Annotated in this window: 22 protein-coding genes; 12 read left to right on the plus strand and 10 right to left on the minus strand. The window is 63.5% G+C overall.

Annotation, left to right across the window (positions count from 1 at the left end; genetic code table 11):
• The first annotated feature begins 50 nt into the window (after nt 1–50).
• The gene (locus AB4O05_RS07950; protein ID WP_460131767.1) at nt 51–4,952 is read left to right on the plus strand and encodes an alpha-2-macroglobulin family protein; all 4,902 of its coding nucleotides are present in this window, start codon (nt 51–53) and stop codon (nt 4,950–4,952) included.
• Between the two features lie 138 nt (nt 4,953–5,090).
• Here AB4O05_RS07950 and AB4O05_RS07955 read toward each other — a convergent pair whose 3' ends face one another.
• On the minus strand, nt 5,091–5,384 hold the full coding sequence (locus AB4O05_RS07955; protein ID WP_460131765.1) for a hypothetical protein: 294 nt from the start codon (nt 5,382–5,384) through the stop codon (nt 5,091–5,093).
• A gap of 90 nt (nt 5,385–5,474) precedes the next feature.
• Here AB4O05_RS07955 and pbpC point away from each other — a divergent pair, with 90 nt between their 5' ends.
• From pbpC to AB4O05_RS07980, 5 genes are all read left to right on the plus strand, one after another.
• Complete coding sequence (gene pbpC / locus AB4O05_RS07960) at nt 5,475–7,805, plus strand: peptidoglycan glycosyltransferase PbpC (protein ID WP_460131764.1); 2,331 nt, start codon at nt 5,475–5,477, stop codon at nt 7,803–7,805.
• A gap of 88 nt (nt 7,806–7,893) precedes the next feature.
• The gene (locus AB4O05_RS07965) at nt 7,894–8,202 is read left to right on the plus strand and encodes a MazG-like family protein (protein ID WP_460131762.1); all 309 of its coding nucleotides are present in this window, start codon (nt 7,894–7,896) and stop codon (nt 8,200–8,202) included.
• Nucleotides 8,195–8,944 (plus strand): methyltransferase, encoded by a 750-nt coding sequence (locus tag AB4O05_RS07970; RefSeq protein WP_460131761.1) that lies wholly within the window; start codon nt 8,195–8,197, stop codon nt 8,942–8,944. Before AB4O05_RS07965 ends, AB4O05_RS07970 begins: the two co-directional genes overlap by 8 nt.
• A 24-nt stretch (nt 8,945–8,968) precedes the next feature.
• Nucleotides 8,969–9,574: a DUF4136 domain-containing protein gene (locus tag AB4O05_RS07975; protein WP_460131760.1), complete on the plus strand. Its 606-nt coding sequence runs from the start codon at nt 8,969–8,971 to the stop codon at nt 9,572–9,574.
• 43 nt (nt 9,575–9,617) lie between these two features.
• Nucleotides 9,618–10,175, plus strand: a complete 558-nt coding sequence (locus AB4O05_RS07980; RefSeq protein ID WP_460131759.1) for a DUF4136 domain-containing protein — start codon at nt 9,618–9,620, stop codon at nt 10,173–10,175.
• A 40-nt stretch (nt 10,176–10,215) separates the two neighbouring features.
• On the opposite strand, the gene AB4O05_RS07985 is transcribed toward AB4O05_RS07980, so the two are convergent.
• Together AB4O05_RS07985 and AB4O05_RS07990 are read right to left on the minus strand one after the other, a co-directional pair.
• Nucleotides 10,216–11,064 carry a MaoC family dehydratase gene (locus tag AB4O05_RS07985; protein ID WP_460131758.1) on the minus strand — a complete coding sequence of 283 codons (849 nt, stop codon included), beginning with the start codon at nt 11,062–11,064 and terminating at the stop codon, nt 10,216–10,218.
• Between the two features lie 2 nt (nt 11,065–11,066).
• Nucleotides 11,067–12,410 carry a 3-oxoacyl-ACP reductase gene (locus tag AB4O05_RS07990; RefSeq protein WP_460131757.1) on the minus strand — a complete coding sequence of 448 codons (1,344 nt, stop codon included), beginning with the start codon at nt 12,408–12,410 and terminating at the stop codon, nt 11,067–11,069.
• Nucleotides 12,411–12,524: 114 nt separating this feature from the next.
• Here AB4O05_RS07990 and AB4O05_RS07995 point away from each other — a divergent pair, with 114 nt between their 5' ends.
• Together AB4O05_RS07995 and AB4O05_RS08000 are read left to right on the plus strand one after the other, a co-directional pair.
• A complete protein-coding gene (locus tag AB4O05_RS07995; protein WP_460131756.1) occupies nt 12,525–13,802 on the plus strand; it encodes an acetyl-CoA C-acetyltransferase in 1,278 nt (425 codons plus the stop codon).
• A 134-nt stretch (nt 13,803–13,936) separates the two neighbouring features.
• Nucleotides 13,937–14,833, plus strand: coding sequence for a PA4780 family RIO1-like protein kinase (locus tag AB4O05_RS08000; RefSeq protein ID WP_460131755.1), 897 nt, complete (start codon nt 13,937–13,939; stop codon nt 14,831–14,833).
• 141 nt (nt 14,834–14,974) lie between these two features.
• Here AB4O05_RS08000 and cueR read toward each other — a convergent pair whose 3' ends face one another.
• From cueR to AB4O05_RS08015, 3 genes are all read right to left on the minus strand, one after another.
• The gene (gene cueR, locus AB4O05_RS08005; protein WP_460131753.1) at nt 14,975–15,376 is read right to left on the minus strand and encodes a Cu(I)-responsive transcriptional regulator; all 402 of its coding nucleotides are present in this window, start codon (nt 15,374–15,376) and stop codon (nt 14,975–14,977) included.
• Nucleotides 15,373–17,574 carry a heavy metal translocating P-type ATPase gene (locus AB4O05_RS08010; RefSeq protein ID WP_460131752.1) on the minus strand — a complete coding sequence of 734 codons (2,202 nt, stop codon included), beginning with the start codon at nt 17,572–17,574 and terminating at the stop codon, nt 15,373–15,375. Before AB4O05_RS08010 ends, cueR begins: the two co-directional genes overlap by 4 nt.
• 67 nt (nt 17,575–17,641) lie before the next feature.
• Nucleotides 17,642–18,022 carry a hypothetical protein gene (locus AB4O05_RS08015; protein ID WP_460131751.1) on the minus strand — a complete coding sequence of 127 codons (381 nt, stop codon included), beginning with the start codon at nt 18,020–18,022 and terminating at the stop codon, nt 17,642–17,644.
• A 148-nt stretch (nt 18,023–18,170) separates the two neighbouring features.
• Between AB4O05_RS08015 and AB4O05_RS08020 the strand changes: the two genes are divergently transcribed.
• On the plus strand, nt 18,171–18,368 hold the full coding sequence (locus AB4O05_RS08020; protein ID WP_460131750.1) for a heavy-metal-associated domain-containing protein: 198 nt from the start codon (nt 18,171–18,173) through the stop codon (nt 18,366–18,368).
• 84 nt (nt 18,369–18,452) lie between these two features.
• Nucleotides 18,453–19,646: a multidrug effflux MFS transporter gene (locus AB4O05_RS08025; RefSeq protein ID WP_460131749.1), complete on the plus strand. Its 1,194-nt coding sequence runs from the start codon at nt 18,453–18,455 to the stop codon at nt 19,644–19,646.
• 8 nt (nt 19,647–19,654) lie between these two features.
• Here the strand turns inward: AB4O05_RS08025 and AB4O05_RS08030 are convergent, their stop codons facing one another.
• The 3 genes from AB4O05_RS08030 to AB4O05_RS08040 all read right to left on the minus strand — a co-directional run bounded on the left by AB4O05_RS08030 (nt 19,655) and on the right by AB4O05_RS08040 (nt 21,306).
• Complete coding sequence (locus tag AB4O05_RS08030; protein WP_460131747.1) at nt 19,655–19,828, minus strand: hypothetical protein; 174 nt, start codon at nt 19,826–19,828, stop codon at nt 19,655–19,657.
• Between the two features lie 146 nt (nt 19,829–19,974).
• Nucleotides 19,975–20,988, minus strand: a complete 1,014-nt coding sequence (locus tag AB4O05_RS08035; RefSeq protein WP_460131745.1) for a zinc-binding alcohol dehydrogenase family protein — start codon at nt 20,986–20,988, stop codon at nt 19,975–19,977.
• Nucleotides 20,989–21,012: 24 nt separating this feature from the next.
• The gene (locus AB4O05_RS08040; protein ID WP_460131743.1) at nt 21,013–21,306 is read right to left on the minus strand and encodes a putative quinol monooxygenase; all 294 of its coding nucleotides are present in this window, start codon (nt 21,304–21,306) and stop codon (nt 21,013–21,015) included.
• A gap of 117 nt (nt 21,307–21,423) precedes the next feature.
• Here AB4O05_RS08040 and AB4O05_RS08045 point away from each other — a divergent pair, with 117 nt between their 5' ends.
• Together AB4O05_RS08045 and AB4O05_RS08050 are read left to right on the plus strand one after the other, a co-directional pair.
• Complete coding sequence (locus tag AB4O05_RS08045; protein ID WP_460131742.1) at nt 21,424–22,338, plus strand: LysR family transcriptional regulator; 915 nt, start codon at nt 21,424–21,426, stop codon at nt 22,336–22,338.
• A 148-nt stretch (nt 22,339–22,486) separates the two neighbouring features.
• Nucleotides 22,487–23,173: an ArsR/SmtB family transcription factor gene (locus AB4O05_RS08050; protein WP_460131741.1), complete on the plus strand. Its 687-nt coding sequence runs from the start codon at nt 22,487–22,489 to the stop codon at nt 23,171–23,173.
• Nucleotides 23,174–23,273: 100 nt separating this feature from the next.
• Here AB4O05_RS08050 and AB4O05_RS08055 read toward each other — a convergent pair whose 3' ends face one another.
• Complete coding sequence (locus tag AB4O05_RS08055) at nt 23,274–24,227, minus strand: adenosine deaminase (RefSeq protein WP_460131739.1); 954 nt, start codon at nt 24,225–24,227, stop codon at nt 23,274–23,276.
• Nucleotides 24,228–24,338 lie beyond the last annotated feature (111 nt).

A 24,338-nucleotide genomic window follows, 5' to 3' on the forward strand; every position in this document is an offset into this window, starting at 1 on the left:
TCGGGCTGATATATAGTTCACCCTCGGTTCCCTCTGACAACGAGTGCCCCATGCTTAACAAAGGACTGTTCCTGGCTTGCGCGCTGGCCCTGCTGAGCGCCTGCGATTCCTCCGACAAACCGGCGGCACCGACCGCGCCCGCGGCGGCTACGTCCGCCGCGCCAAAACCGGCCAAGGCGGCGGTGGATGTGGCGGCGTTGAAGCAGCGTTATGCCGGGCGTGAGCTGAGCGTGGTGGACGTCTCCGAGGTGCAGCTGGACGGGGCCAGCACCTTGTCGGTGAGTTTTTCCATTCCCCTGGACCCAGACCAGAAGTTTGCCGACAAGCTGCACCTGGTGGACAGTAAGTTCGGCAAGGTCGACGGCGCCTGGGAACTCTCGGATAACCTGATGGAGCTGCGCCTGCGCCACCTGGAGCCGCAGCGCAAGCTGGTGCTGACGGTCGATGCCGGTGTCAAGGCGGTCAACGCCAACACGCTCGCCACCGAGTACACCGCCCGCCTGGAAACCCGCGACCTGCAAGCCACCGTCGGCTTTGCCAGCCGTGGCACGCTATTGCCGACGCGCCTGGCCGAAGGCCTGCCGGTGATCGCGCTGAACGTCGACAAGATCGACGTTGAGTTCTTCCGCATCAAGCCTGAATCGCTGCCGTCGTTCCTGGCGCAATGGGGCCGCAATACCAGCCTGCAAAGTTATGAGTCCCGCGAATTGCTGCCGCTGGCGGACCTGGTGTACGGCGGCCGTTTCGACCTGAACCCGGCGCGCAACACGCGCGAGACGCTGTTGCTGCCGATCGCCGGCCTCAAGCAATTGCAACAGCCGGGCGTCTACCTGGCGGTGATGCGCGCCTCGGGCACCTACAACTATTCGCAACCGGCCACGCTGTTTACCTTGAGTGATATCGGCCTGTCGGTGCACCGTTACGCCAATCGCCTGGATGTGTTTACCCAGGCCCTCGAAGGCGGTAAAGCGCTGGATGGCGTGGCCCTGGAAGTACTCGATGCCGATGGCCGTGTGTTGGGCCAGGGCAAGACCGAGAAGGGCGGCCAGGCCGAGTTGCCGTTGCCGAAAAAGGCCCAGGTGCTGCTGGCCAAGCAGGGCGAGCAGACCAGCATGCTGCGCCTCGATAGCGCGGCGCTGGACCTGGCCGAGTTCGACATTGGCGGCCAACCGTCGCACCCGTTGCAGTTCTTTGTGTTCGGCCCCCGCGACCTGTATCGCCCCGGCGAAACCGTGCTGCTCAATGCCCTGTTGCGTGACAAGGACGGCAATGCCGTCAAGCCGCAACCGGTGAGTGTCGAAGTGCGTCGCCCGGATGAACAGGTCAGCCGCAAATTCGTGTGGGATGCCGACGCGTCCGGTCTTTATCAATATCAACTGCAACTGGCCGGCGAAGCGCCGACCGGGCGCTGGCAGTTGGTGTTCGACCTGGGTGATGGCAAGCCGCAGTTGTATGAATTCCTCGTCGAAGACTTCTTGCCCGAGCGCCTGGCGCTGGAGCTCAAGGGCAGTGACACGGCGCTGAGCCCGGCGGATAACCCGGTTATCCAAGTCAATGGCCGTTATCTCTATGGCGCACCGGCCTCCGGTAATCGCGTCAGCGGGCAAGTGTATGTGCGGCCGTTGCGCGAAGCGGTCAAGGCGCTGCCGGGCTACCAGTTCGGCTCTGTCACCGAAGAAGAGTTGAGCCAGGATTTTGAGCTGGACGAAAGCGTATTGGATGCCAAGGGCCAGGAAAAACTGACCCTGGAAAGCAAATGGACCGAAGCCAAATCCCCTCTGCAACTGATCGTACAGGCCAGCCTGCAAGAGTCGGGCGGGCGGCCGATCACCCGGCGCCTGGTGCAACCGATCTGGCCGGCCGAGCAATTGCCGGGCCTGCGCGGGTTGTTTGACGGCAGCGAAACCAACGGTGATGGCCCAGCGGAGTTCGAAGTGCTGCTGGCCAACCAGGACGGGCAGAAACTGGCCGCGCAAAACCTCAAGGTGCGCCTGGTGCGTGAGCGCCGTGACTACTACTGGAACTACTCCGACAGCGACGGCTGGAGCTATCACTACAACGAGAAATTCCTCAACCTCGACGAGCAGACCCTGAACATCAAGGCCGGCGACACCGCCAAGGTCAGCTTCCAGGTGGAGTGGGGCCCGTACCGCGTCGAGGTCGAAGACCCGCAGACCGGCCTGGTCAGCAGCCTGCGCTTCTGGGCCGGTTACCAGGCTCAGGACAACACCGAAGGCGGCGCCGTGCGTCCCGACCAGGTCAAGCTGGCGCTGGATAAACCGGCGTATGGCGACGGCGATACGGCCAATGTCACCGTGACCCCGCCTGCGGCCGGTAAAGGCTACCTGCTGGTGGAGTCGGCCGAAGGGCCGTTGTGGTGGCAGGAAATCGACGTGCCGGCCGAGGGTAAAAGCTTCGCCGTGAAGCTCGACCCGAAATGGTCGCGCCATGACCTGTACGTGAGCGCCCTGGTCATTCGCCCCGGCGAGCGCAAGGCCAATATCACCCCCAAGCGTGCGGTGGGCCTGCTGCACCTGCCGCTGGACCGTACCCAGCGCAAGCTTGGCGTGACCCTTACCGCGCCGGAAAAAATGCGCCCCAAACAACCGCTGACGGTAAAGATCGCCGCCAAGAACGCCAACGGCAGCGTGCCCAAGCAGGTGCATGTGCTGGTGGCGGCGGTGGACGTGGGCATCCTCAATATCACCGAATACCCCACGCCCGACCCGTACTCCAGCCTGTTCGGGCGCAAGGCCTATGGCGTGGACCAGTTCGACATTTATGGCCAGTTGATCGAAGCCGGCCAGGGCCGCCTGGCCAGCCTGGCCTTCGGCGGTGACGCCGCGCTGGCCAAGGGCGGCAAACGCCCCGACACCAGTGTGACCATCGTCGCCCTGCAAAGCGCGCCGGTGACCTTGAACGACAAGGGCGAGGGCGAAGTCAGCGTCAATATTCCTGACTTCAATGGCGAGCTGCGCTTGATGGCGCAGGCCTGGAGCGATGATCGCTATGGCATGGCCGAAGCCAAGACCGTGATCGCCGCGCCGCTGGTGGCCGAACTCTCGGCGCCGCGCTTCCTTGCCGGGGGCGACCAGACCACCTTGGCGCTGGACCTGTCCAACCTGTCGGGCAAAGCGCAGAAACTGGACGTGCAACTGAGCGCCGAGGGCCAACTGGAGCTGGTCAACAGCGGCGCGCAAACCGTCGAGCTCAAACAAGGCCAGCGCACCACGCTGAGCATTCCGGTGAAAGCCTGGGGCGGATTGGGCCAGGGCAAGGTCAAGGTGACGGTCAACGGGCTGGACCTGCCGGGTGAAAACCTGCCGCCGTTCAGCCGCGAATGGACCTTGGGCGTGCGCCCCGCGTACCCGGCGTTGCTCAAGCATTACCGCGCGGTGCTCAAGGATCAGCCGTGGAACCTGCCGCCGGGCACGCTGGATCAGTTCGACGCCTCCGGGCGCCAGGCGCTGCTCAGCCTGTCGAGCCGACCGCCGCTGAACCTCGGCGCACAGATCAGTGCGCTCAAGGCCTACCCTTATGGTTGCCTGGAACAAACCGCCAGTGGCCTGTACCCGTCGCTGTATGCCGACGACGCCTTGCTCAAGCGCCTGAGTATCAAGGGCGAGCCGGATGCCGAGCGTAAACGCAAGATCGAGCTGGGCATCGAACGCCTGTTGGGCATGCAGCGCTACAACGGCAGCTTTGGTTTGTGGGGCGCCGATGGCGAAGAAGAATATTGGCTGACCGCCTATGTCACCGACTTCCTGCTGCGCGCCCGCGACCAGGGCTTTGCCGTACCGCCCGAAGCGCTGAAAAAAGCCAGCGAGCGCCTGCTGCGGTACGTGCAGGAGCGCAACCTGATCGAGGTCGATTACAGCGACAACGCCGAACACACCCGCTTTGCCGTGCAGGCCTACGCCGGCATGGTGCTGGCGCGCAGTCAGCAGGCGCCGTTGGGCGCGTTGCGCAGCCTTTTCGACCGTCGCAGCGATGCGCGTTCCGGGTTGCCGCTGGTGCAGTTGGCCATCGCCTTGCAAAAGATGGGCGACCAGCCACGTGCCGATCAGGCGTTGCTGGCCGGCCTGGCCACCCAGCGCAGTGCCAAGGAATGGCTGGCCGACTACGGCAGCCCGCTGCGCGACCAGGCGATGATCCTGGCGTTGCTGGAGGAAAATGACCTGGCCAAGGGCAAGCGTGAGGAGCGCCTGTTTGCCTTGTCGGACCAACTGGCCGCCAGCCCTTACCTGTCGACCCAGGAGCGCAACTCGTTGTTCCTGGCCGGGCGACTGGGGTTCGCCCAGCCTGAGGCCAATTGGCAGGTGTCGCTCACCGGCAGTGGCGGTGTTCAGGAACTGAACAACCAGCAGTCGACGCGTGAGCTGGAAGGCAAGCTGCTGTCCAGCGACTTGACGCTGAGCAACCAGGGTGACACCCCGGTGTATCAGCAGCTGACCCTCTCGGGTTATCCGCAAGTGCCACCGGCAGCGGGTGGCGACAACCTGAGCATCCGCCGCGAATACCTGGGCATGAACGGCCAGCCACTGAACCTGCGCAACCTCAACAGCGGCGACCTGGTGCTGGTGCACTTGGCGGTCAGCGCCAAGCAGCGCGTGCCGGATGCCCTGGTGGTCGACCTGTTGCCCGCCGGCCTGGAACTGGAAAACCAGAACCTGGCGCAAAGCGCGGCCAGCCTGGAGAACGCCAGCAGCCAGGTGAAGGAGTGGCGCGAATCAATGCAGAACGCGGCGCTCAAGCATCAGGAGTTCCGCGATGATCGCTACGTGGCGGCGATCAACCTGCAGAGCGATGGCACCACGCACCTGCTGTACCTGGCGCGCGCCGTGACGCCCGGCACCTACCGCGTGCCGCCGCCGCAGGTGGAGTCGATGTACCGGCCGAACTGGCAGGCGGTGGGGGATACCCCGGCAGACCTGGTGATCAAGGGCCGCTGAGGCCTGATTGAAGGAGCGGATTCCAAATGTGGGAGCGGGCTTGCTCGCGAATGAGGTCTGTCAGTTGACGTATCAATCACTGAGACAGCGCATTCGCGAGCAAGCCCGCTCCCACAGGTAATCCAGGTGGGTTTGAGATCAGTGCACGACCCAACTGAGCAGCCACAGGCCCAGCAGCAACCAGATAATGCCCATGATGATCGACGCCCGCATGAACGCGCGCACCGCCGAATACAGCAACATCAGGCCGACGATCAGGGTGATGATGCTGATGATCGAGGTGTCCATGCCCAAGGTGCGCGACAGGCCATCGATAAAATTGCCACCGGCGTGGGTCAAGGCCCCGAAGATCCCGCTCAGGCCGTCGACGATAAAGCGAATGATGGAACCGAGGGCCTGGCCCAACCATTCGAAAAAGCTTTCTACCTGCATGTGTGTGTCCTGATGAGAAGGTGGGCGTATCTGTGCCTTTGGTTGTTATTGCGACAGGCTAGTTCCCTACAAGCATAGAGGTTTGCCGGTTTGAATTTGCGTTTAGTTGCCCGTTGGACCCTGGCGAGCCTGTTGTTGGTGATTGCGCTGTTGTGGCTGGCCGACCGCATCTGGCCCTTGCCCCTGCCTGAAGACGACCTGGCGCGGGTGGTGCTGGCCGAGGATGGCACGCCATTGTGGCGGTTTGCCGATGCCAATGGCGTGTGGCGCTACCCGGTGCGCACCCGTGAAGTCTCGCCGTATTACCTGGATGCGCTGCTGACCTACGAAGACCGCTGGTTTTATCAACACCCTGGCGTTAACCCGCTGGCGCTGGGGCGGGCGACCTGGCAGAACCTCACCGGTGCGCGGGTGGTGTCGGGCGGCAGTACCTTGTCGATGCAGGTGGCGCGCTTGCTCGACCCGCATTCGCGCACCTTGCATGGCAAGCTGCGCCAACTGTGGCGTACGGCGCAATTGGAATGGCACTTGTCCAAGGACGAGATCCTCAACCTGTACCTGAACCGCGCGCCGTTCGGCGGCACCTTGCAGGGTGTGGCGGCGGCCAGTTGGGCGTATCTGGGCAAGTCCCCGGCACAGCTGACCCGCGCCGAAGCCGCGCTGCTCGCAGTGTTGCCCCAGGCGCCGAGCCGCTTGCGCCCGGACCGCCACGCACAACGCGCCCAGCAAGCCCGCGACAAAGTGCTGCGCCGCCTCGCCGAGTACCAGGTATGGCCGCAATCGGCCGTCGATGAAGCCCTTGAAGAACCGTTGCTGCTCGCCCCGCGCCTGGAGCCGAGCCTGGCGCCCTTGCTCGCCCGCCGCCTGAACCGACCCGACAGCCCGCCGCTGATCCGCACGACGGTGGACGCCACCCTGCAACGCCGTCTCGAAGACCTGCTGCTGGGGTGGCGTGCGCGGCTGCCGGAACACACGTCCGCCGCGATCCTGGTGGTGGAGGAGGAAACCATGGCCGTGCGGGCCTACCTGGGCTCGGTGGACATCAACGATGCCAGGCGCTTCGGCCACGTGGACATGATCAGCGCGCTGCGCTCGCCGGGCTCCACCTTGAAACCCTTTCTGTATGGCATGGCCCTGGACGAGGGCTTGATTCACTCCGAGTCACTGCTGCAGGACGTGCCCCGGCGTTATGGCGATTACCGGCCGGGCAACTTCTCCATGGGCTTTACCGGCGCGGTGCCGGCGAGTACGGCGTTGTCCAGTTCACTGAACTTGCCAGCGGTGCAATTGCTGGAGGCTTACGGGCCCAAGCGTTTTGCCGCCGAAATGCGCATCGGCGGTGTGCCCTTGGCGCTGCCGGCGTTGGCCGAACCCAATCTGGCGCTGATCCTGGGCGGTGCCGGCAGCCGCCTGGAAGACCTGGTGAGCGGCTATAGCGCTTTCGCCCGCGACGGCAAGAGTGCGACGCTGCGTTTGCAGCCGGACGATGCGCTCAGGGAGCGGCCGTTACTGTCGCCGGGGGCGGCCTGGATTGTGCGGCGCATCCTCAGCGGGCAAGCGCGGCCGGACCGTGACCCACGCGCCGAACTGGTACAGCGCCCGGTGCTCGCCTGGAAAACCGGCACCAGCTATGGTTTTCGCGATGCCTGGGCGATTGGCGTGGGGCCGCGCTATTTGATCGGTGTGTGGATTGGCCGGCCGGATGGCACGCCGGTGCCGGGCCAGTTCGGCCTGGCCTCGGCGGCGCCGTTGATGTTGCAGGTGCATGACGTGTTGACCAACCGCGACAGCCAACGCGGCATCAGTGCGCCAGTCAAACCGGTGCCGGCCAATGTCGGCGTGGCGGCGATCTGTTGGCCGCTGGGCCAACCCATGAGCCGCAGCGATCCCAATTGCCGCCGCCAACGCTTCGCCTGGACGCTGGACAACACTACGCCGCCGACCTTGCAGGCGTTGGACCAACCGTTGAGCGTGGGCTTGATGGAAAGTGTCTGGGTCAATGCCAAGGGCCTGCGGGTGGGTGCTCATTGCCCCGGTGCGGTCGCCAGGCATATCGCCCTGTGGCCCGCGCCGCTGGAACCCTGGCTGCCCAGGGCTGAACGCCGTGAAGCACGCATCCCAGCGGCCGACCCGGACTGCCCGCCGCCGGCGCTGGCGGCCTCTTCACCGCTGTCGATTGTCGGCGTGCGCGAAGGCGACCAACTGCGCCTGCCCGCTGGCAGCCAACAAGCCCTGCGCCTTAAGCTCTCCGCCCTGGGAGGCAGCGGCCGACGCTGGTGGTTCCTCAACGGTGCGCCGCTGGGTGACAGTGCCAACCAGGACTTTATCAATGCCAGCTTCGAGCGGCTGGGGCGCTATCAACTCAGCGTCCTCGATGAAGCTGGACAAACCGCCCGCCTCGAATTCAGTGTCGTTGATTAGGGCCTGCGATAGCGTCCTCAAGAACACCACGGATTCACTTGCCTTCATCCCTGATCCCCCCGAAGCTATACCCCTTCAGGAGCCCAGCATGAACCTCGAACACCTCACCGAACGCCTGCACCGCATCCGCGATACCAACCACTGGAAACCGTTCCACAGCCCGAAAAACCTGGCCATGGCCGCCAGTGTGGAAATGGCCGAGCTGGTGGAAATCTTCCAATGGCTCAGCGAAGACCAATCGCGCCAGTTGCCAGCAGACAAACTCGCCCACGCCGGGCAGGAAGTCGGCGATATCGTGCTGTACCTGCTGTTGCTGTGCAGTGAGTTGGGCCTGGACATGGACGAGGTGGTACGCGCCAAACTGGCCGACAGCGAACGGCGGTTTGCCCATGAGTGACCGTCATTTCGACCAGTTGGCCACGCGTTTTGCCGAGAAGATCTACGGCGGCGCCAAGGGCGCGATTCGCCTGGCGGTGCTCCAGGCCGATCTGGCCGAAGCGCTGCCCGAGCGCCCGTTGCGCGTGCTGGATATCGGCGCGGGCCTGGGGCATATGTCGCTTTGGCTGGCCGAACGCGGGCACCAGGTAACCCTGGCCGAACCCGCCGAGCCGATGCTCGACGGCGCGCGCCAACGGTTTGCCGAAGCGGGGCAGACCGCGACCTTTATCCATGCGCCCTGGCAGGACTTGCTCGGCCAACTTACCGAACCCTATGACCTGGTGCTGTGCCACGCCGTGCTGGAATGGCTGGCCGAGCCCCATGCGATCCTGCCGGTACTGCACCAACTCACGGTGCCCGGCGGCTGGCTGTCCCTGGCGTTCTACAATCGCGATGCGCTGATTTACCGCAACCTGCTCAAGGGCCACTTCCGCAAGATGCGCAACAACGATATGGCCGGCGAAAAGCAGAGCCTTACCCCGCAGCAGCCGCTGGACCCGCGCGAGCTGGCGGCGCAACTCGAAGGGCTTTGGCAGGTCGAAAGCCAAAGTGGCGTGCGGGTATTTCACGACTACATGCCAGTGGAATTCCAGGCCCGCGCGAATGTGCAGGAGCTTGTGGAGATGGAACTCGCTCACCGTCGTCACCCAAGCTTTGCCGGACTTGGGCGTTATTTGCACTGGATCTGCCGTCCGGTTTAAGCGGGCCAGTGTGTGGAGGTTCAAATGCGTCGTCTCTGTTTGATCCTGTTGTCCTTGGGGCTGGGCGCCTGTTCCAGCCCCAATCCTTATGTGGCCACCTCGGCCCCCATGCCGCCGGCCCCGGCCCAGGCGGCCCACACGTTCGATGCCAGCGCCTATCCGGCCCCCGTACGCGACTACGGCGCCTATCGCAATTGGGCCTGGCGCAACGGCCAGCTTCCGGCGGGCACGGCCTGGGCCGACTCGGCGCAAATTGCCGAAGCCGTCAGTGGCGCCCTCGACCAGCGCGGCCTGCGCCCCGTGCATGACAACCGCCCGGCGGACCTGCTGGTGAGCGCCGATGTGCGCCAGGAGAAGCGTCTCAAGCAGGTCCAGGACGACTACGGCTACGGTGGTTATGGCGGCTACAACCGCTATGGCAATGGTTACGGCATGTACAACTCGGTGCCGATCGTGCGGACCTATGAGGTGCAGGTCGTGGTGGTTCGCGTCAACCTGTTCGACGCGCGCAGCGGCCAGCCGGTATGGAGTTCCAGCGCGGAAACCGGTAGCCAGGGCAGCCTCAGCGAACGGGCAGATGCGTTGCGCCAGGCGGTGCAAAAGGCAATGGCGGCGTATCCTCCGCATTAAAAGCTATTCTCATCCAAGGCCCGGTCGCTTTTTGGAGAACACCATGTTTCGTCGTATCGCTACGCTCGCTTTTGTTGTGTTGCTGGGCGGTTGCCAGACCAGCCAGGTCAATCACGACTTTGATGCCAGCCGAGACTTCGGCGCTTACCGCAGCTGGGCCTGGAAAGACCCGGCCCTGCAGTACCGCCCCGATGACCCGCGGATCAAGAGCGACCTCACCGAACAGCGCATCCGCCAGGCCGTGGGCGAGCAACTCGACCAGCGCGGCCTGCGCCCCGCAGTGGCGGGCACCAAGGCCGACCTGAACGTGCAGGCCTACCTGATCGTCGAAGACCGCCAGCAACAAGTCACCACCAATTACGGCGGCGCCTGGGGCGGCCCGTGGAATGGTTACTGGGGTGGGCCGATGTACAACGAAACGCGCAACATCACCTACAAAGTGGCGACCATTCAGATCGACCTGCTCGACGGCAAGGACGGCAAGCTGGTATGGCGCGGCAGTGATGAACAGATCATGGCCAGCTCACCCGAGCCGCAGGATCGCGATAACGCGATCCGCACCACGGTGACCCGCATCCTCTCCAGCTACCCACCGCACTGACGCCCGGCATCAGGCGCTGTCCACCATCAGCCCGCGGGTTTCAGGCAATGGGCCGCCACTTGCCGAACATATGTTCGATATCACCCGCGCCTTTCAACAGCAATTCACCGCTGGAGCCTGCGGCGCTGGCGTGCAATGTCACCTCACTGGGCAGGCGTACCGGCTTCTTGAACTCGACGTCTATTTCGATATTCGCCGCCGGCAGGTGGTCACCCAGGGCTGCGAGGGTACGCGCCTTGTTCCACAGACCGTGGGCGATGGCCTGGGGGAAGCCAAAGGCCTTGGCGGTCAGGGCGCTCAGGTGAATCGGGTTGTAGTCGCCGGAGACTCGCGCATAACGGCGGCCTATATCGGCGGGGGCTTTCCAGCGTGTCAGTTCGCTGACCTGCATGGGTGGGGGTTGAGTGTCATCCGCCGCTTGGCCTTCGAGCTTCACACCCCGGCAGAGCATGCGGCTCTCGGCCTCCCACAGCAGGCCGAGGGCATCTTCGACGCGGGTCACCACGTCGAAGGTCGCGCCCTTGGCGTGAGGCTGCAGGTTCTGCGCATGCACCGAGACGGTCAGATCACTCACGGCGCCTAATGGGCGATGGATGCGGATGCGGTTGCTCAGGTGGATCAACCCCAGCAGTGGGAAAGGGAAGACGTCGGCGGTGAGCAGTTGCATCTGCAGACCGAACGCGAGGATGTGCGGATAGGTTGCCGGCAGGATCGGGCTGTCGGCAAAACCGCAGACCTTGCGATAGGCCGCCACGTCCTTGGGGTTGACGCTGACCCGGCAGCGCAAGCCCAGGCTGGGCAAGGTGCTGCCGGTGATCTTGCGCTTGAGCGCCGCGCGCCAATACAACGGCGGCAGAAACGGGGTGCTGTCTAAGGTCTGCCATTGCATGGTTACGCTCCCAAAAGACTTTGCCCGCATACCCGCAGCGCTTGCCCGCTGACCGCACCGGAACCCGGTTGGGCCAGCCAGGCCACGGCCTCGGCGACGTCTTGCGGCAGACCGCCCTGGCCCAGCGAACTCATGCGCCGCCCGGCCTCGCGTAAGGCGAATGGAATATGCGCGGTCATCTGGGTTTCGATAAAACCCGGGGCGACGGCGTTGATGGTGATCCCGCGTTCCCCCAGCGCTGGTGCCCAGGCCTGGGCCAGGCCAATCAAGCCGGCCTTGCTCGCGGCATAGTTGGTTTGCCCACGGTTGCCGGCGATGCCGCTGATGGAGGCCAGCAGTACCACGCGCGCGTTGTCGTGCAGGGTGTTGCTGTCGAGCAAGGCCTTGGTCAGCACTTGCGGCGCGTTGAGGTTGACCGCCAGCACGGCGTCCCAGTATTCCGGGGTCATGTTGGCCAGGGTCTTGTCGCGGGTGATCCCGGCGTTGTGCACCAGAATGTCCAGACCATCGGGCAACTGTTCGATCAACTGGCCGGCGGCGTCTTCGGCGCAGATATCCAGCACCACCGTGCGCGCACCCAGGCGCGCGGCCAACGCTTCGAGATCGGCCTTGGCTTGGGGCACATCCAGCAGGATGACCTCGGCGCCATCGCGAGCCAGGGTTTCGGCGATGGATGCACCGATGCCTCGGGCGGCTCCGGTGACCAGCGCCTTGCGCCCGGCCAACGGGCGAGTCCAGTCCTCGACGGGAGTGGTACAGGCGTGAAGGCGGATCACTTGGCCAGAAATGTACGCACTTTTTGGCGAAAGGAAGAAGCGCAGCGCGCCCTCCAACTGGTCTTCGACACCGTCGCCGACGTAGAGCAGTTGCAGCACGCCACCGTTGCGCAGTTCTTTCGCCAGGGAGCGGCTGAACCCTTCCAGGGCGCGCTGGGCGCTGGCGGCAAACGGGTCGCCGAGGCTTTCCGGCGCACGGCCAAGGATCACCAGGTGGGCGCTGTCGGCCAGGTTTTTCAGCAGGGGCTGGAAGAACTCGCGCAATTGCTTGAGCTGGTCGGTGTGTTGCAAGTGGCTGGCGTCGAACACTACGGCCTTGAGCTTGGGGCCGTGTCCGGGAATCCAGGTCGAGGGCTCGGCGCCGTAGCTGTAGATGACGTCGGTGAGTTTGTGCGCAAACGTCTGCACCTTTGCCACCAGCGCGCCGCCGCCGAGCAGCAAGGCCCCTTCGACCGGGCGCAGGCGCCCGGCTTGCCAGCGTTCCAGGCGTACCGGCGACGGCAGGCCAAGGGCGCCGACCAGGCGATGGCCGAGGCTTGAGTTGGCGAAGTCGATATAACGGTCAGACATGGAACGCTCTCCGAAGGCTGGGGTTCAAAAGGTTGACCACCCAGGGGTGGCAGTCGTTCGATTGAGCCTAGGCTAGTCTCAGAGACTCACCCCACAACCCACAGGGAGCTTTCCATGAATCAATTGCGCCGTGTAGCGATCATTGGCGGTAACCGCATTCCTTTCGCCCGTTCCAATGGCCCCTACGCCACGGCGAGCAACCAGGCGATGCTGACCGCGGCCCTGGAGGGCCTGATCGAACGCTACAACCTGCACGGCCTGCGCATGGGCGAAGTGGCCGCCGGGGCAGTGCTCAAGCATTCGCGCGACTTCAACCTCACCCGTGAATGCGTGCTGGGGTCGCGCCTGTCGCCGCAAACTCCCGCCTATGACATCCAGCAGGCCTGTGGCACCGGGCTTGAGGCGGCATTGCTGGTGGCCAACAAGATTGCCCTGGGTCAGATCGAATGCGGCATCGCCGGCGGGGTGGACACTACTTCCGACGCACCGATCGGGGTGAATGAAGGGCTGCGCAACATTCTGCTGCAAGCCAACCGCAGCAAATCCATGGCGGACAAATTAAAAGCCTTGTTACAACTTCGTCCCCATCACCTCAAGCCGGAACTGCCGCGCAATGGCGAGCCACGTACCGGTTTGTCCATGGGCCAGCATTGCGAGTTGATGGCGCAGGCCTGGCAGATCCCCCGGGACGAACAGGATCGGTTAGCTCTCGAAAGCCACCAGAAAATGGCTGCGTCGTACGCCGAAGGCTGGCACAACGATTTGCTCACCCCGTTCCTGGGCCTGACCCGCGACAACAACCTGCGCCCCGACCTGAGCCTGGAAAAACTTGCCGCCCTCAAGCCCGCTTTCGAACGCAGTGAAAAAGGCACGCTCACCGCCGGCAATTCCACGCCGCTCACCGATGGTGCATCCCTGGTGCTGCTGGGCAGCGAAGCCTGGGCCCAGGAGCGCGGTTTACCGATCCTGGCGTATTTGCGTGATGGCGAAGCGGCGGCGGTGGATTTCGTCAATGGCGCCGAAGGCCTGCTGATGGCGCCGGTGTACGCGGTACCGCGTTTGCTGGCGCGCAACGGCTTGACGCTGCAGGACTTCGATTACTACGAGATCCACGAAGCCTTCGCCGCCCAAGTGTTGTGCACGCTCAAGGCCTGGGAAGATGCTGACTACTGCAAGACCCGCCTGGGGCTGGATGCGCCGCTGGGTAGCATCGACCGCAGCCGGCTGAATGTGAAGGGCAGCTCCCTGGCCGCCGGCCATCCGTTCGCCGCCACGGGTGGGCGTATCGTCGCCAACCTGGCCAAGCTGCTGGACGCGGCGGGGAAGGGGCGCGGGTTGATTTCAATCTGTGCCGCCGGAGGGCAAGGTGTGACGGCGATTATCGAGCGTTGATTACCGTGCAAACTGGCATATTGGATGCATTCCAGAGTGGCCAGAGGTCGGTAGCCTCTCCCACCGGCGAGCCGATTGCCGTATAACGAGTGCCATACGCGTATTTGGTAATAAAGGACCCACAATAAAAGCTGATGAAGACTCCTAAACGCATTGAACCCCTGATCGAAGACGGTCTGGTCGACGAAGTGCTGCGCCCACTGATGAGTGGTAAAGAAGCAGCTGTTTATGTGGTGCGCTGCGGCAACGAATTGCGTTGCGCCAAGGTTTACAAGGAGGCGAACAAACGAAGTTTTCGTCAAGCGTCCGAATACCAGGAAGGCCGTAAGGTCCGTAACAGCCGGCAGGCCCGGGCCATGGCCAAGGGTTCCAAGTTTGGCAAGAAAGAAACCGAAGATGCCTGGCAGAACGCCGAAGTGGCGGCGCTGTTCCGCCTGGCGGGTGCCGGCGTGCGCGTGCCCCAGCCGTACGACTTCCTTGAAGGCGTACTGCTGATGGAACTGGTGGCCGACGAGTACGGTGATGCGGCGCCGCGTCTGAACGACGTGGTACTGGAACCGGACCAGGCGCGCGAATACCACGCCTTCCTGATTTCCCAGATCGTGCTGATGTTGTGTACCGGCCTGGTGCACGGTGATCTGTCGGAGTTCAATGTGCTGTTGACCCCGACCGGCCCGGTGATCATCGACCTGCCCCAGGCGGTGGATGCGGCGGGCAACAACCACGCATTCAGCATGCTGGAGCGGGATGTGGGCAACATGGCTTCCTACTTCGGGCGTTTTGCCCCGGAACTGAAGAAGACCAAGTACGCCAAGGAAATGTGGGCACTGTACGAAGCCGGTACCTTGCACCCGGCCAGCGTTCTCACCGGCGAATTCGATGAGCCGGAAGAGTTGGCGGATGTGGGCGGTGTGATCCGCGAGATCGAAGCGGCACGGCTGGATGAAGAGCGCAAGCAAGCGATTCGGGCGGCCGATGATGCGCCGGCCACCAAGACGGCGGAAGAACCGCCGCCGCCTTGGATGCAGTGATCTTCGGGTAGATGAGGACCGAAATGTGGGAGCGGGCTTGCTCGCGAAAGCGCAGTGTCAGTCGACAAGTTCATTGACTGAACCTATGCATTCGCGAGCAAGCCTGCTCCCACATTTGTTTTTGTACTGTCAGCTAAAGCATCAGGTGCAACAACTTCCAGATGCCAACTCCTTGAGAATCGGACAGTCCGGCCGATGATCGCCCTGGCAGTGTTCCACCAGGTCCTGCAACGTGTCGCGCAGTTGGCCCAGTTCCCGAATCTTCTGGTTCAGCTCGTCGATATGCTGGCGCGCCAAGGCCTTCACGTCGGCGCTGGCCCGCTGTCGGTCCTGCCACAGGGTCAGCAGCTTGCCAACTTCTTCCAATGAAAACCCCAGATCCCGCGAACGTTTGATAAACGCCAGGGTGTGCAAGTCATCCGCGCCGTACACACGGTAGCCGCTGTCGGTACGGTGGGCGGCTTTGAGCAGGCCGATGGATTCGTAGTAGCGAATCATCTTGGCGCTCAGCCCGCTTTGGCGCGCGGCTTGGCCGATGTTCATGGGTGTTGATCCTCCAAATCCTTGGGTTTCCAGGTTTTCAACAGCAGCGCATTGCTGACCACGCTGACGCTGGACAAGGCCATGGCTGCGCCCGCGAGTACCGGGTTGAGCAGCCCGAACGCTGCCAGGGGGATGCCGATCAGGTTATACACAAAGGCCCAGAACAGGTTCTGGCGGATTTTGGCGTAGGTCTTGCGGCTGATCTCCAGGGCGGCCGGCACCAGGCGTGGGTCGCCGCGCATCAGGGTAATACCGGCGGCATGCATGGCCACGTCGGTGCCGCCGCCCATGGCGATGCCGATATCGGCGGCGGCCAGGGCCGGGGCGTCGTTGATGCCGTCGCCGACCATGGCCACTACCCCGGTTTTTTTCAATTCGGCGACGGTGGCGGCTTTATCGGCGGGCAATACCTCGGCGTGGACATCGTCAATGCCTAAGGCTTGCGCCACCACGCGGGCGCTGCCGCGATTGTCACCGGTGAGCAAGTGGCTGCTGATGTGCCGGGCCTTGAGGTGTGTCACGGCTTCCAGTGCGCCGGGCTTGAGGGTGTCGCCGAACGCGAACAGGCCAAGCACCCTGGGGCGTGCGCCTTGCTCGATCAGCCAGGACAAGGTGCGGCCTTCGGCTTCCCAGTCTTGAGCCGCAGTTGCCAGGTCGCCCGCGCTCAAACCACTGTCTTCCAGCAGACGGCGGTTGCCCAGGGCCAATGGCCGACCGTCGAGGGTACCGGCAATGCCACGCCCGGTCAGAGACTGGCTGGTGCTCACATCCGCCACCGTCAGCCCCCGCTCGCGGCAGGCATCCAGCACGGCCTTGGCCAACGGGTGTTCGCTGCCGCGTTGCAGCGCGCCGGCCTGTTGCAGCAGCGCGGCTTCATCGCCGTCCAGCGCCGCCAAATGGGCAATTTTCGGGGTGCCGGAGGTGAGGGTGCCGGTTTTGTCGAATACCACGGTGCTCACTGCATGGGCGCGCTCCAGGGCTTCGGCGTCCTTGATCAGGATGCCATGGCGTGCGGCGACGCCGGTGCCGGCCATGATGGCGGTGGGGGTGGCCAGGCCCAGGGCGCAAGGGCAGGCGATCACCAGTACCGCCACGGCGTTGATGATCGCGGTCTCCAGCGACGCGCCATACAACCACCAGCCCACTAGGGTGATCAACGCCAGCACCAGTACGGCCGGTACGAAGACCTGGCTGACTTTATCCACCAGCTTCTGGATCGGCGCCTTGGCGGCCTGGGCGTCTTCCACCAGGCGGATGATCCGCGCGAGCACGCTTTCGGCGCCAAGCGCGGTGGTGCGTACCAGCAGGCGGCCTTCGCCATTGATGGCGCCGCCGGTGACGGTATCGCCGGGCTGTTTCGGCACCGGCAGGCTTTCGCCGCTGATCAATGCCTCGTCGGCATGGCTCTGGCCTTCGACCACTTCGCCGTCCACCGGGAAGCGCTCGCCGGGTTTGACCAGTACCTGATCGTTGAGCTGGAGCGCGCTGATGGCGACCTCTTCTTCGCGGCCATCCTGTACGCGGATCGCGCGTTCAGGGCGCAGCGCTTCCAAGGCACGGATGGCGCTGGCGGTCTGGCGTTTGGCGCGGCTCTCCAGGTACTTGCCGAGCAGCACCAGGGCAATCACCACAGCAGACGCTTCGAAGTACAGGTGCGGCATGCTGCCGGCGGCAGCGGTGAGCCATTCATAGAGGCTCAGGCCATAACCGGCGCTGGTGCCGATGGCCACCAGCAGGTCCATATTGCCGGCGCCGGCCCGCACGGCTTTCCACGCCGCGATATAGAAGCGCGCACCGAAGATGAATTGCACGGGAGTGGCCAGGGCGAATTGCACCCAGGCCGGGAGCATCCAGTGCAGGCCGAAGGGTTGCGCCAGCATCGGCAGTACCAAGGGCAACGCCAGCGCAATGGCCAGCAACAGCGCCCAGCGCTCGCGGTGCAGGCGCTGGGCCTGATTGACGTCGGTGGCGGTTTCGCTCTGGGGCAGGGTGGCGGTGTAGCCGGCTTTGTCGACGGCGGCGATCAGCACCGCAGGGTCCATCCGGCCCAGCACTTCGATGTGGGCGCGCTCGTTGGCCAGGTTGACGCTGACGCTTTGCACCCCCGGCACTTTGCCCAGCGCGCGCTCGACACGCCCGGCACAGCTGGCGCACGTCATGCCGCCGATGGGCAGGTCAAAGGTGGTGGATCCGTTCATGGGGCAGTCCTCCAGCAGAAGTTGCCCCTAGGATCAACCTTGACCTGTGGGGAAGGTCAAGGGCCTTCTAGTATCCCAAGTCAGCGGCTTTGAGGTACATGCCGTCTGGGCCTTGGGCGATACGCAACTTGCGCACGTCACCGGCTTTGAGCGTGATGTTCTGCGCGGGTGGGGCGAGCATGCCTGGCAGGCAGCCTGGGGATTGTCCCGGCAGCAGCTTCAGGCGCAGCGACACATCGCCCGCTGGCAGGTTGAAGGAAGTGCTTTCTTCCTGGAACAGGCGGCCGGCCAGTTGATCCTGGATATACAGCCCTATTTCGCAGGTGGTCGGTACTTCGAGGCGCTCCCGGGAAATGATCAGCACCGCGTAGTCTTGGGCGGCGAGGGCCTGGGGCGCAGCGGCAGACAAGCTCATCAGGCCGACAAGGGCAAAAAACGACCAGCGCATGGCGAATGCTCCGTGGTTCACAACTAAGAAAGTTGAAGCTTGGCCGACGTTGTCACCGAATACCAGCCCGGCCGATCTTTTCAGAACTTGACCTTGCCATTGTGGCAAGGTCGACACTGAGCCCAACCTCATTAAAAGGAGTCATGTCATGCAAGTATTCAACGTTGAAGGGATGACCTGCGGCCATTGCGTCAAGGCGGTGACCCAGGCGGTACAAAGCCAGGACCCGTCAGCCAGCGTGAAGGTTGATCTGGCTGCCAAGGAGGTCAGTGTGGAAAGCCGCTTGTCTGCCGAACAGGTGATCAGCCTGATCACCGAGGAAGGCTACAGCGCCAAGCTCGCCTGATTTTAATAGTTAGCCAGCTATCTTAATGTTCAACGCACCCAAGCACGGCTAGACTGTCAGGCTGCCGAATCACTTGGGTGCCTGATGAACCTTCGCATAATTCTGATTCTGGGGGCCTTGAGCGCCTTCGCGCCGCTGGCGATCGATTTTTACCTGCCGGGCTTCCCGGCGATGGCCGCGGCGTTTGCCACCGACGAAAAACATATCCAACTGACCCTGGCGGTGTACTTTGCCGGCCTGGCCATTGGTCAACTGGTCTATGGCCCGCTGGCGGACCGTTTCGGTCGACGCGGGCCGCTGCTCAGTGGGGTCACGCTGTTTACCCTGGCGTCCTTCGCCTGTGCCTATGCACCCTCCCTGGACTGGCTGATCGGCGCGCGCTTCGTGCAGGCGCTGGGCGGTTGCGCGGGCATGGTGATTTCCCGCGCAGTGGTCAGCGACAAGTGCGATGCCGTGGGGTCGGCCAAGGTGTTTTCCCAACTGATGCTGGTGACGGGCCTGGCGCCGATCCTCGCACCGCTGGCCGGTGGGGTGATGGTCGGGTTGTGGGGGTGGCAATCGATCTTCCTGGCGCTGTCGATCTTCAGCGTGATGGCGGCGGTCGCCGTGGCGTTCGGCTTGCCGGAAACCTTCCCGGCCCATCATCCGCGCCAGCCGTTGTCGGGGTCGCTGCGGCGCTACATCGGGCTGTTGTCGGATCGGGTTTACCTCGGCTACGCCCTTACCGGCGCGCTCTCGATTGCCGGGATGTTTGCCTACATCGCCGGTTCCCCGTTCGTGTTTATCAAGCTCTATGGCGTGCCCGCCGAGCACTACGGCTGGGTATTCGGCTCCAATGCCGCCGGCTTTATCCTGGTGGCGCAGATCAACGCGCGCTTGCTGGTCAAGCGTGGCCCGGCATTTTTGCTGTCGCGTACCGTGTGGATCTACGTGGTGGCCGCGCTGACACTGCTGGGTGTGGCGGCGATGCGCACGCAGGCGCTGTGGCCGTTGCTGATCCCGCTGTTTATCTGCATTGCCAGCCTGGGCTGCATCCTGCCCAACACCTCAGCCTGTGCCATGAACGGGCAAGGTGCGCGGGCCGGCAGTGCGTCGGCGTTGCTCGGCTGCATTCAGTTTGGCGTGGCGGCGGGCGCCGCATCGTTGGTGGGCGTGTTGCACGATGGCACGGCGATGCCGATGGCGATGGTCATCAGCTTATGCGGTGTATTGGCGGTGACGGTCGCCCTGTCGACCCAGCGCCTGCAGCGGGCAAGAACCGTGCAGGCGCAGGTCTGAAGGGCGGATCAGCCAGCGGCGACCTGTTGCTGGCTGATCGGAAAGCGGTGGGGGGCTTGGATGCGGGCTTGCAGCGTCTCGGCAAAGGCACGGGCTTCGGCTTCACTGCGGAATTTGATGGACTTCTGGTCCAGGCGGACTTCCCACTGGGGTTTTGCTAACGCTTTTATCAGGATCTTCATTGCTGACTTCCTCGCGTAAAAGAATCGTGGCAAAGGCGGCCAATATAAACCCGAATACGCTCACAAATATGACAGCGGTCAATTCTCTGACTAGCGGTGTCGTCCATCACTCACACGAATAACGGACGACGCCTACAGACGTTTTCTCAGAACCCTTCCAGCACGATCTTGCCCTTGGCCTTGCCGCTTTCCAGCAGGGCATGGGCACGGCGCAGGTTTTCTGCGTTGATCAGGCCAAAATGCTCGCCCAGCGTGGTTTTCAGTGTGCCGGCATCGATCAGCTTGGCCACGCGATTGAGCAGGTTATGCTGCTCGATCATGTCCGGCGTCTCGAACATCGAACGCGTGTACATGAACTCCCAATGCAGCGACAGGCTCTTGCGCTTGAGTTTGCTCACATCCAGCGCCTTGGGGTCGTCGATCAGCGCAAGCTTGCCTTGGGGTTGCAGTGCTTCGACCAGTTGGTCCAGGTGATGGTCGGTCTGGGTCAGGCTGGCGACGTGGGTCACTTGCGGGTGGCCGGCCTGTTTCAGCGCTTCGCTCAGCGGTTGGCTGTGGTCGATCACCAGGTCGGCGCCGAGTGCCTGGGCCCATGCCTGGGTTTCAGGGCGCGAGGCGGTGCCGATGACCTTCAGTGCGGTGAGTTGGCTGGCCAGTTGGGTCAGGATCGATCCCACTCCCCCCGCAGCGCCGACGATCAGCAGGCTCTGGCCTTCATCGTCTTTGCCTTCACGCACGCGCAGGCGCTCGAACAGCAGCTCCCAGGCGGTGATAGCGGTCAGTGGCAGTGCTGCGGCCTCGGCAAAACCCAGGCTCTTGGGCATATGGCCAACGATACGCTCGTCCACGGTGTGCAATTCGCTGTTGCCACCTGGGCGCACCAGGGAGCCGGCATAGAACACCTTGTCACCGGCCTTGAACAAGGTCACGTCGCTGCCGACCGCCTTGACCACCCCGGCCACGTCCCAGCCCAGTACTTTGGCCGCGCCGTTTTCCGGGGCGACGTTCTGGCGCACCTTGGTGTCCACCGGGTTGACCGAGATGGCTTTGACTTCCACCAGCAGGTCGCGGGGGCCGGCGACCGGTTCTGGCAGTTCGATGTCTTGCAGGGATTTGGCATCGTTGATCGGCAGCGATGCGTAGTAGGCAATGGCTTTCATGGTGGCTCCGGAAAAAGGCGGTGATCAGGCGAGAAACTTCAGGCGCTTGAGTTCGAAATGTTCGAGCACATCAGCGGCCTTGGCGCGGAAGCTCTGGATATGCGCGCTCTGGTCATGGTCGGCCAGCGCCGCCTCGTCGCTCCAGCGCTCGAGCATGTAGAACGTCTCGGGGTGTTGCAGGTCCTGGTGCAGGTCGTATTGCTCGCAACCGGCTTCGAGGCGGGTCGGTTGCAGCAGGCCGCGCAGCAGGGTTTCGAGGGTGGCGGCTTGGCCGGGTTTGGCGATCAGCGTGGCAATGACGTTGAAGGCAGCGGACATATTCGACTCCTGACACGTGATGAACGAGATGGGTAAATGATTGGCTATTTCCCGTGCAGATAAAAGCGGCTAAAACAGCACTCTGTTTCAATGAAATTTTGATAATGGATGGATTGCATGCTGCGCTTTGATGATTTGCAGTTGTTTGTGCGTGCGGCAGACCTGGGCAGTCTGTCGGCGGCGGCGCGGGGAATGGACCTGTCGCCCGCCGTGGCCAGTGCCGCGCTCAAGCGCATTGAGCAGCAACTGGGCGCTCGTTTGCTGGCGCGCTCCACCCGCAGCCTGCGGCTGACGGCCGAGGGTGACGGTTTTCTGGAGTACGCCCGCGCCGCGTTGAGTTCGCTGGATGAAGGGCGGCGCTTATTGGCCAGTGGCCAGGACCATGTCAGTGGCGTGCTGCAACTGTCGGCGCCTTCGGATTTTGGCCGTAACCAGCTGCTGCCGTGGCTCGATGCGTTTCAGCAGCAATACCCGCAACTCAACGTGCGTCTGTTGCTGGGCGATCGGATCGCCGATCTGTTCCGCCAACCGGTAGACATCGCCCTGCGCTACGGCGAGCCCGAGGACTCCAGCCTGATCGCACTGCCCGTGGCGCCAGACAATATCCGCGTGCTCTGCGCCGCGCCCAGTTACCTTGAGCGTCACGGCGAGCCTCGGCACCTGGAGCAGTTGGCCCAGCACAATTGCCTGCTGTATATGCTCGGCAGTCGCGTGCATGACCACTGGACCTTTCACGATGGCAGGCGCGACGTCAGCCTGACCGTATCGGGCGACCGCTTCAGCGACGATGCCGATGTGGTACGGCGCTGGGCGGTCGCGGGGGTGGGGATTGCCTACAAGTCCTGGCTGGATGTGAGCGCCGATGTGCTGGCCGGGCGCTTGCGCCTGATCCTGCCGGAGCTGCGGGGTGAGCGCACGCCGCTGAATCTGTTGTGTGCACATCGGGCGCAACTGAGCAAACCCATTAACCTGCTGCGGGAAATGCTCGTGTCCCGTTGTGCGACATTAACCGCGCAATTGCCGGCGCGATGAGGTGTTGGGCAACAGCCTCCACCACAGCAAGACATTTCACTCAGATCCTGTCCCTATCCGAGCTGTAAGACGCCACGGAACCAGCAATTGGCGCCCCTATACTTTGGCGCCAACCGCAGTACAAAAATAATTCGACAGGGAGTGAATAATGGAAGCAACACCTTGCATCAGCCAGATCGCCGGCTTGCTTGCCGAACCCAAGCGCACCGCCATGCTTTGGGCGTTGATGGATGGGGCGGCCAGATCGTCGGAAGAACTGGCGGCACTTGCCGGGTTGTCACCGGCCTCGGCCAATGCGCATCTGGCGCGGCTCACGGGCAGCGGTTTGCTGCGCACCGAGGCACGGCGTGGCAAGCGCTTGTTCCGCGTGGCGGCCGCAGATGTCAGCGCCGCCATCGATGCCCTGGCCAGTACCACGGTCGCCAGTGCGGTGCGCAGCGCGCCACGGGCTTCGCCGCCGGTCTTGCTGGCGCCGCCGTCATTGCGTCGTGCCCGCCTGTGCCGTGGCCACCTGGGTGGTGAGATGGCGGCGGGGCTGTATGAACGAATGATGGTGGCGGGGTGGATCGAGCGTCATGAGCAACGCATCGACGTTACCGTCAAGGGCTCGCAGCACTTGGCGGGCCTGGGTATTTTTACTCAGGCCCTGGCGTCGCCGTTGGTGTGCGATTGTTTTGACTGGAGCCAGCAGCAACCTCACCTGGGGGGCGCACTGGGCGCCGGGCTGTTGCAGTTGTTTCTACAGTCGAGCTGGATCAGCCTGGTCAACGAATCCCAGGCCTTGCTGGTCAACGACAACGGGCAGGCGGAAATCGCCCGTTTGGCCATGTCCTAGGCAGCCTGACGGAGGGTCAGGCAATCAATAGCCGGCCATACACCGCCATCGCAGCCAAGCCTGCTGCCGCCTGAGGCTCCGTGGCGTCAGTGAAGACGGGTCATGGCTTGACCAGCCGCGCATCCAGGCTGTTCTGTGCCAGGCGTTTGGCCTGGTCCTGGGTCATGCCAAGCGAGGTGTACAGCGCGTGGAAGTTCTCGGTGACGTAACCGCCGAAGTACGCCGGGTCATCCGAGTTCACCGTGACTTTCACGCCACGCTCGAGCATGTCGAGGATGTTGTGCTGGGCCATGTCGTCGAACACGCGCAGTTTGGTGTTGGACAGCGGGCACACGGTCAACGGGATCTGCTCGTCGATGATGCGCTGCATCAGGCGTTCGTCTTCGATGGCGCGCACGCCATGGTCGATACGCTGGATTTTCAACAGGTCGATGGCTTCCCAGATGTACTCGGGCGGGCCTTCTTCGCCGGCGTGGGCCACGGTCAGGAAGCCTTCGTGACGGGCACGGTCGAATACGCGCTGGAACTTGCTCGGCGGGTGACCCATCTCCGAGCTGTCCAGGCCCACGGCCACGAACGCTTTGCGGAACGGCAGCGCCTGGTCGAGGGTTTTCTCGGCTTCGGCTTCGCTCAGGTGGCGCAGGAAGCTGAGGATCAGGCCGCTGGTGATGCCCAATTGCTGCTCGCCGTCCTTGAGTGCCGCGGCAATGCCGTTAAGCACCACTTCGAAGGGCACGCCACGGTCGGTGTGGGTCTGGGGGTCGAAGAAGGGTTCGGTGTGAATCACATTCTGCTGTTTGCAGCGCAGCAGGTAAGCCCAGGTCAGGTCGTAGAAGTCCTGCGAGGTGCGCAGCACATCGGCGCCTTTGTAATACAGGTCGAGAAACTCTTGCAGATTGTTGAAGGCGTAAGCCTTGCGCAGGGTTTCGACGTCGCTCCACGGCAGCGCAATCTTGTTGCGCTCGGCCAGCTTGAACAGCAACTCAGGCTCCAGCGAGCCTTCCAGGTGCAGGTGCAGTTCAGCCTTGGGCAGGGCGTTGAGCCAATCGTACATAGTTAAAATCTCATCAGATGCAATGGCGGCATTCTACAGGTCATGGCTGAAATAATCGGAAAAACCTGACCGGCAGGAGAGTATTCGTTTTATTCGCGCAAGGGCGGCGTG

Source organism: Pseudomonas sp. S1_G07, assembly GCF_054668565.1.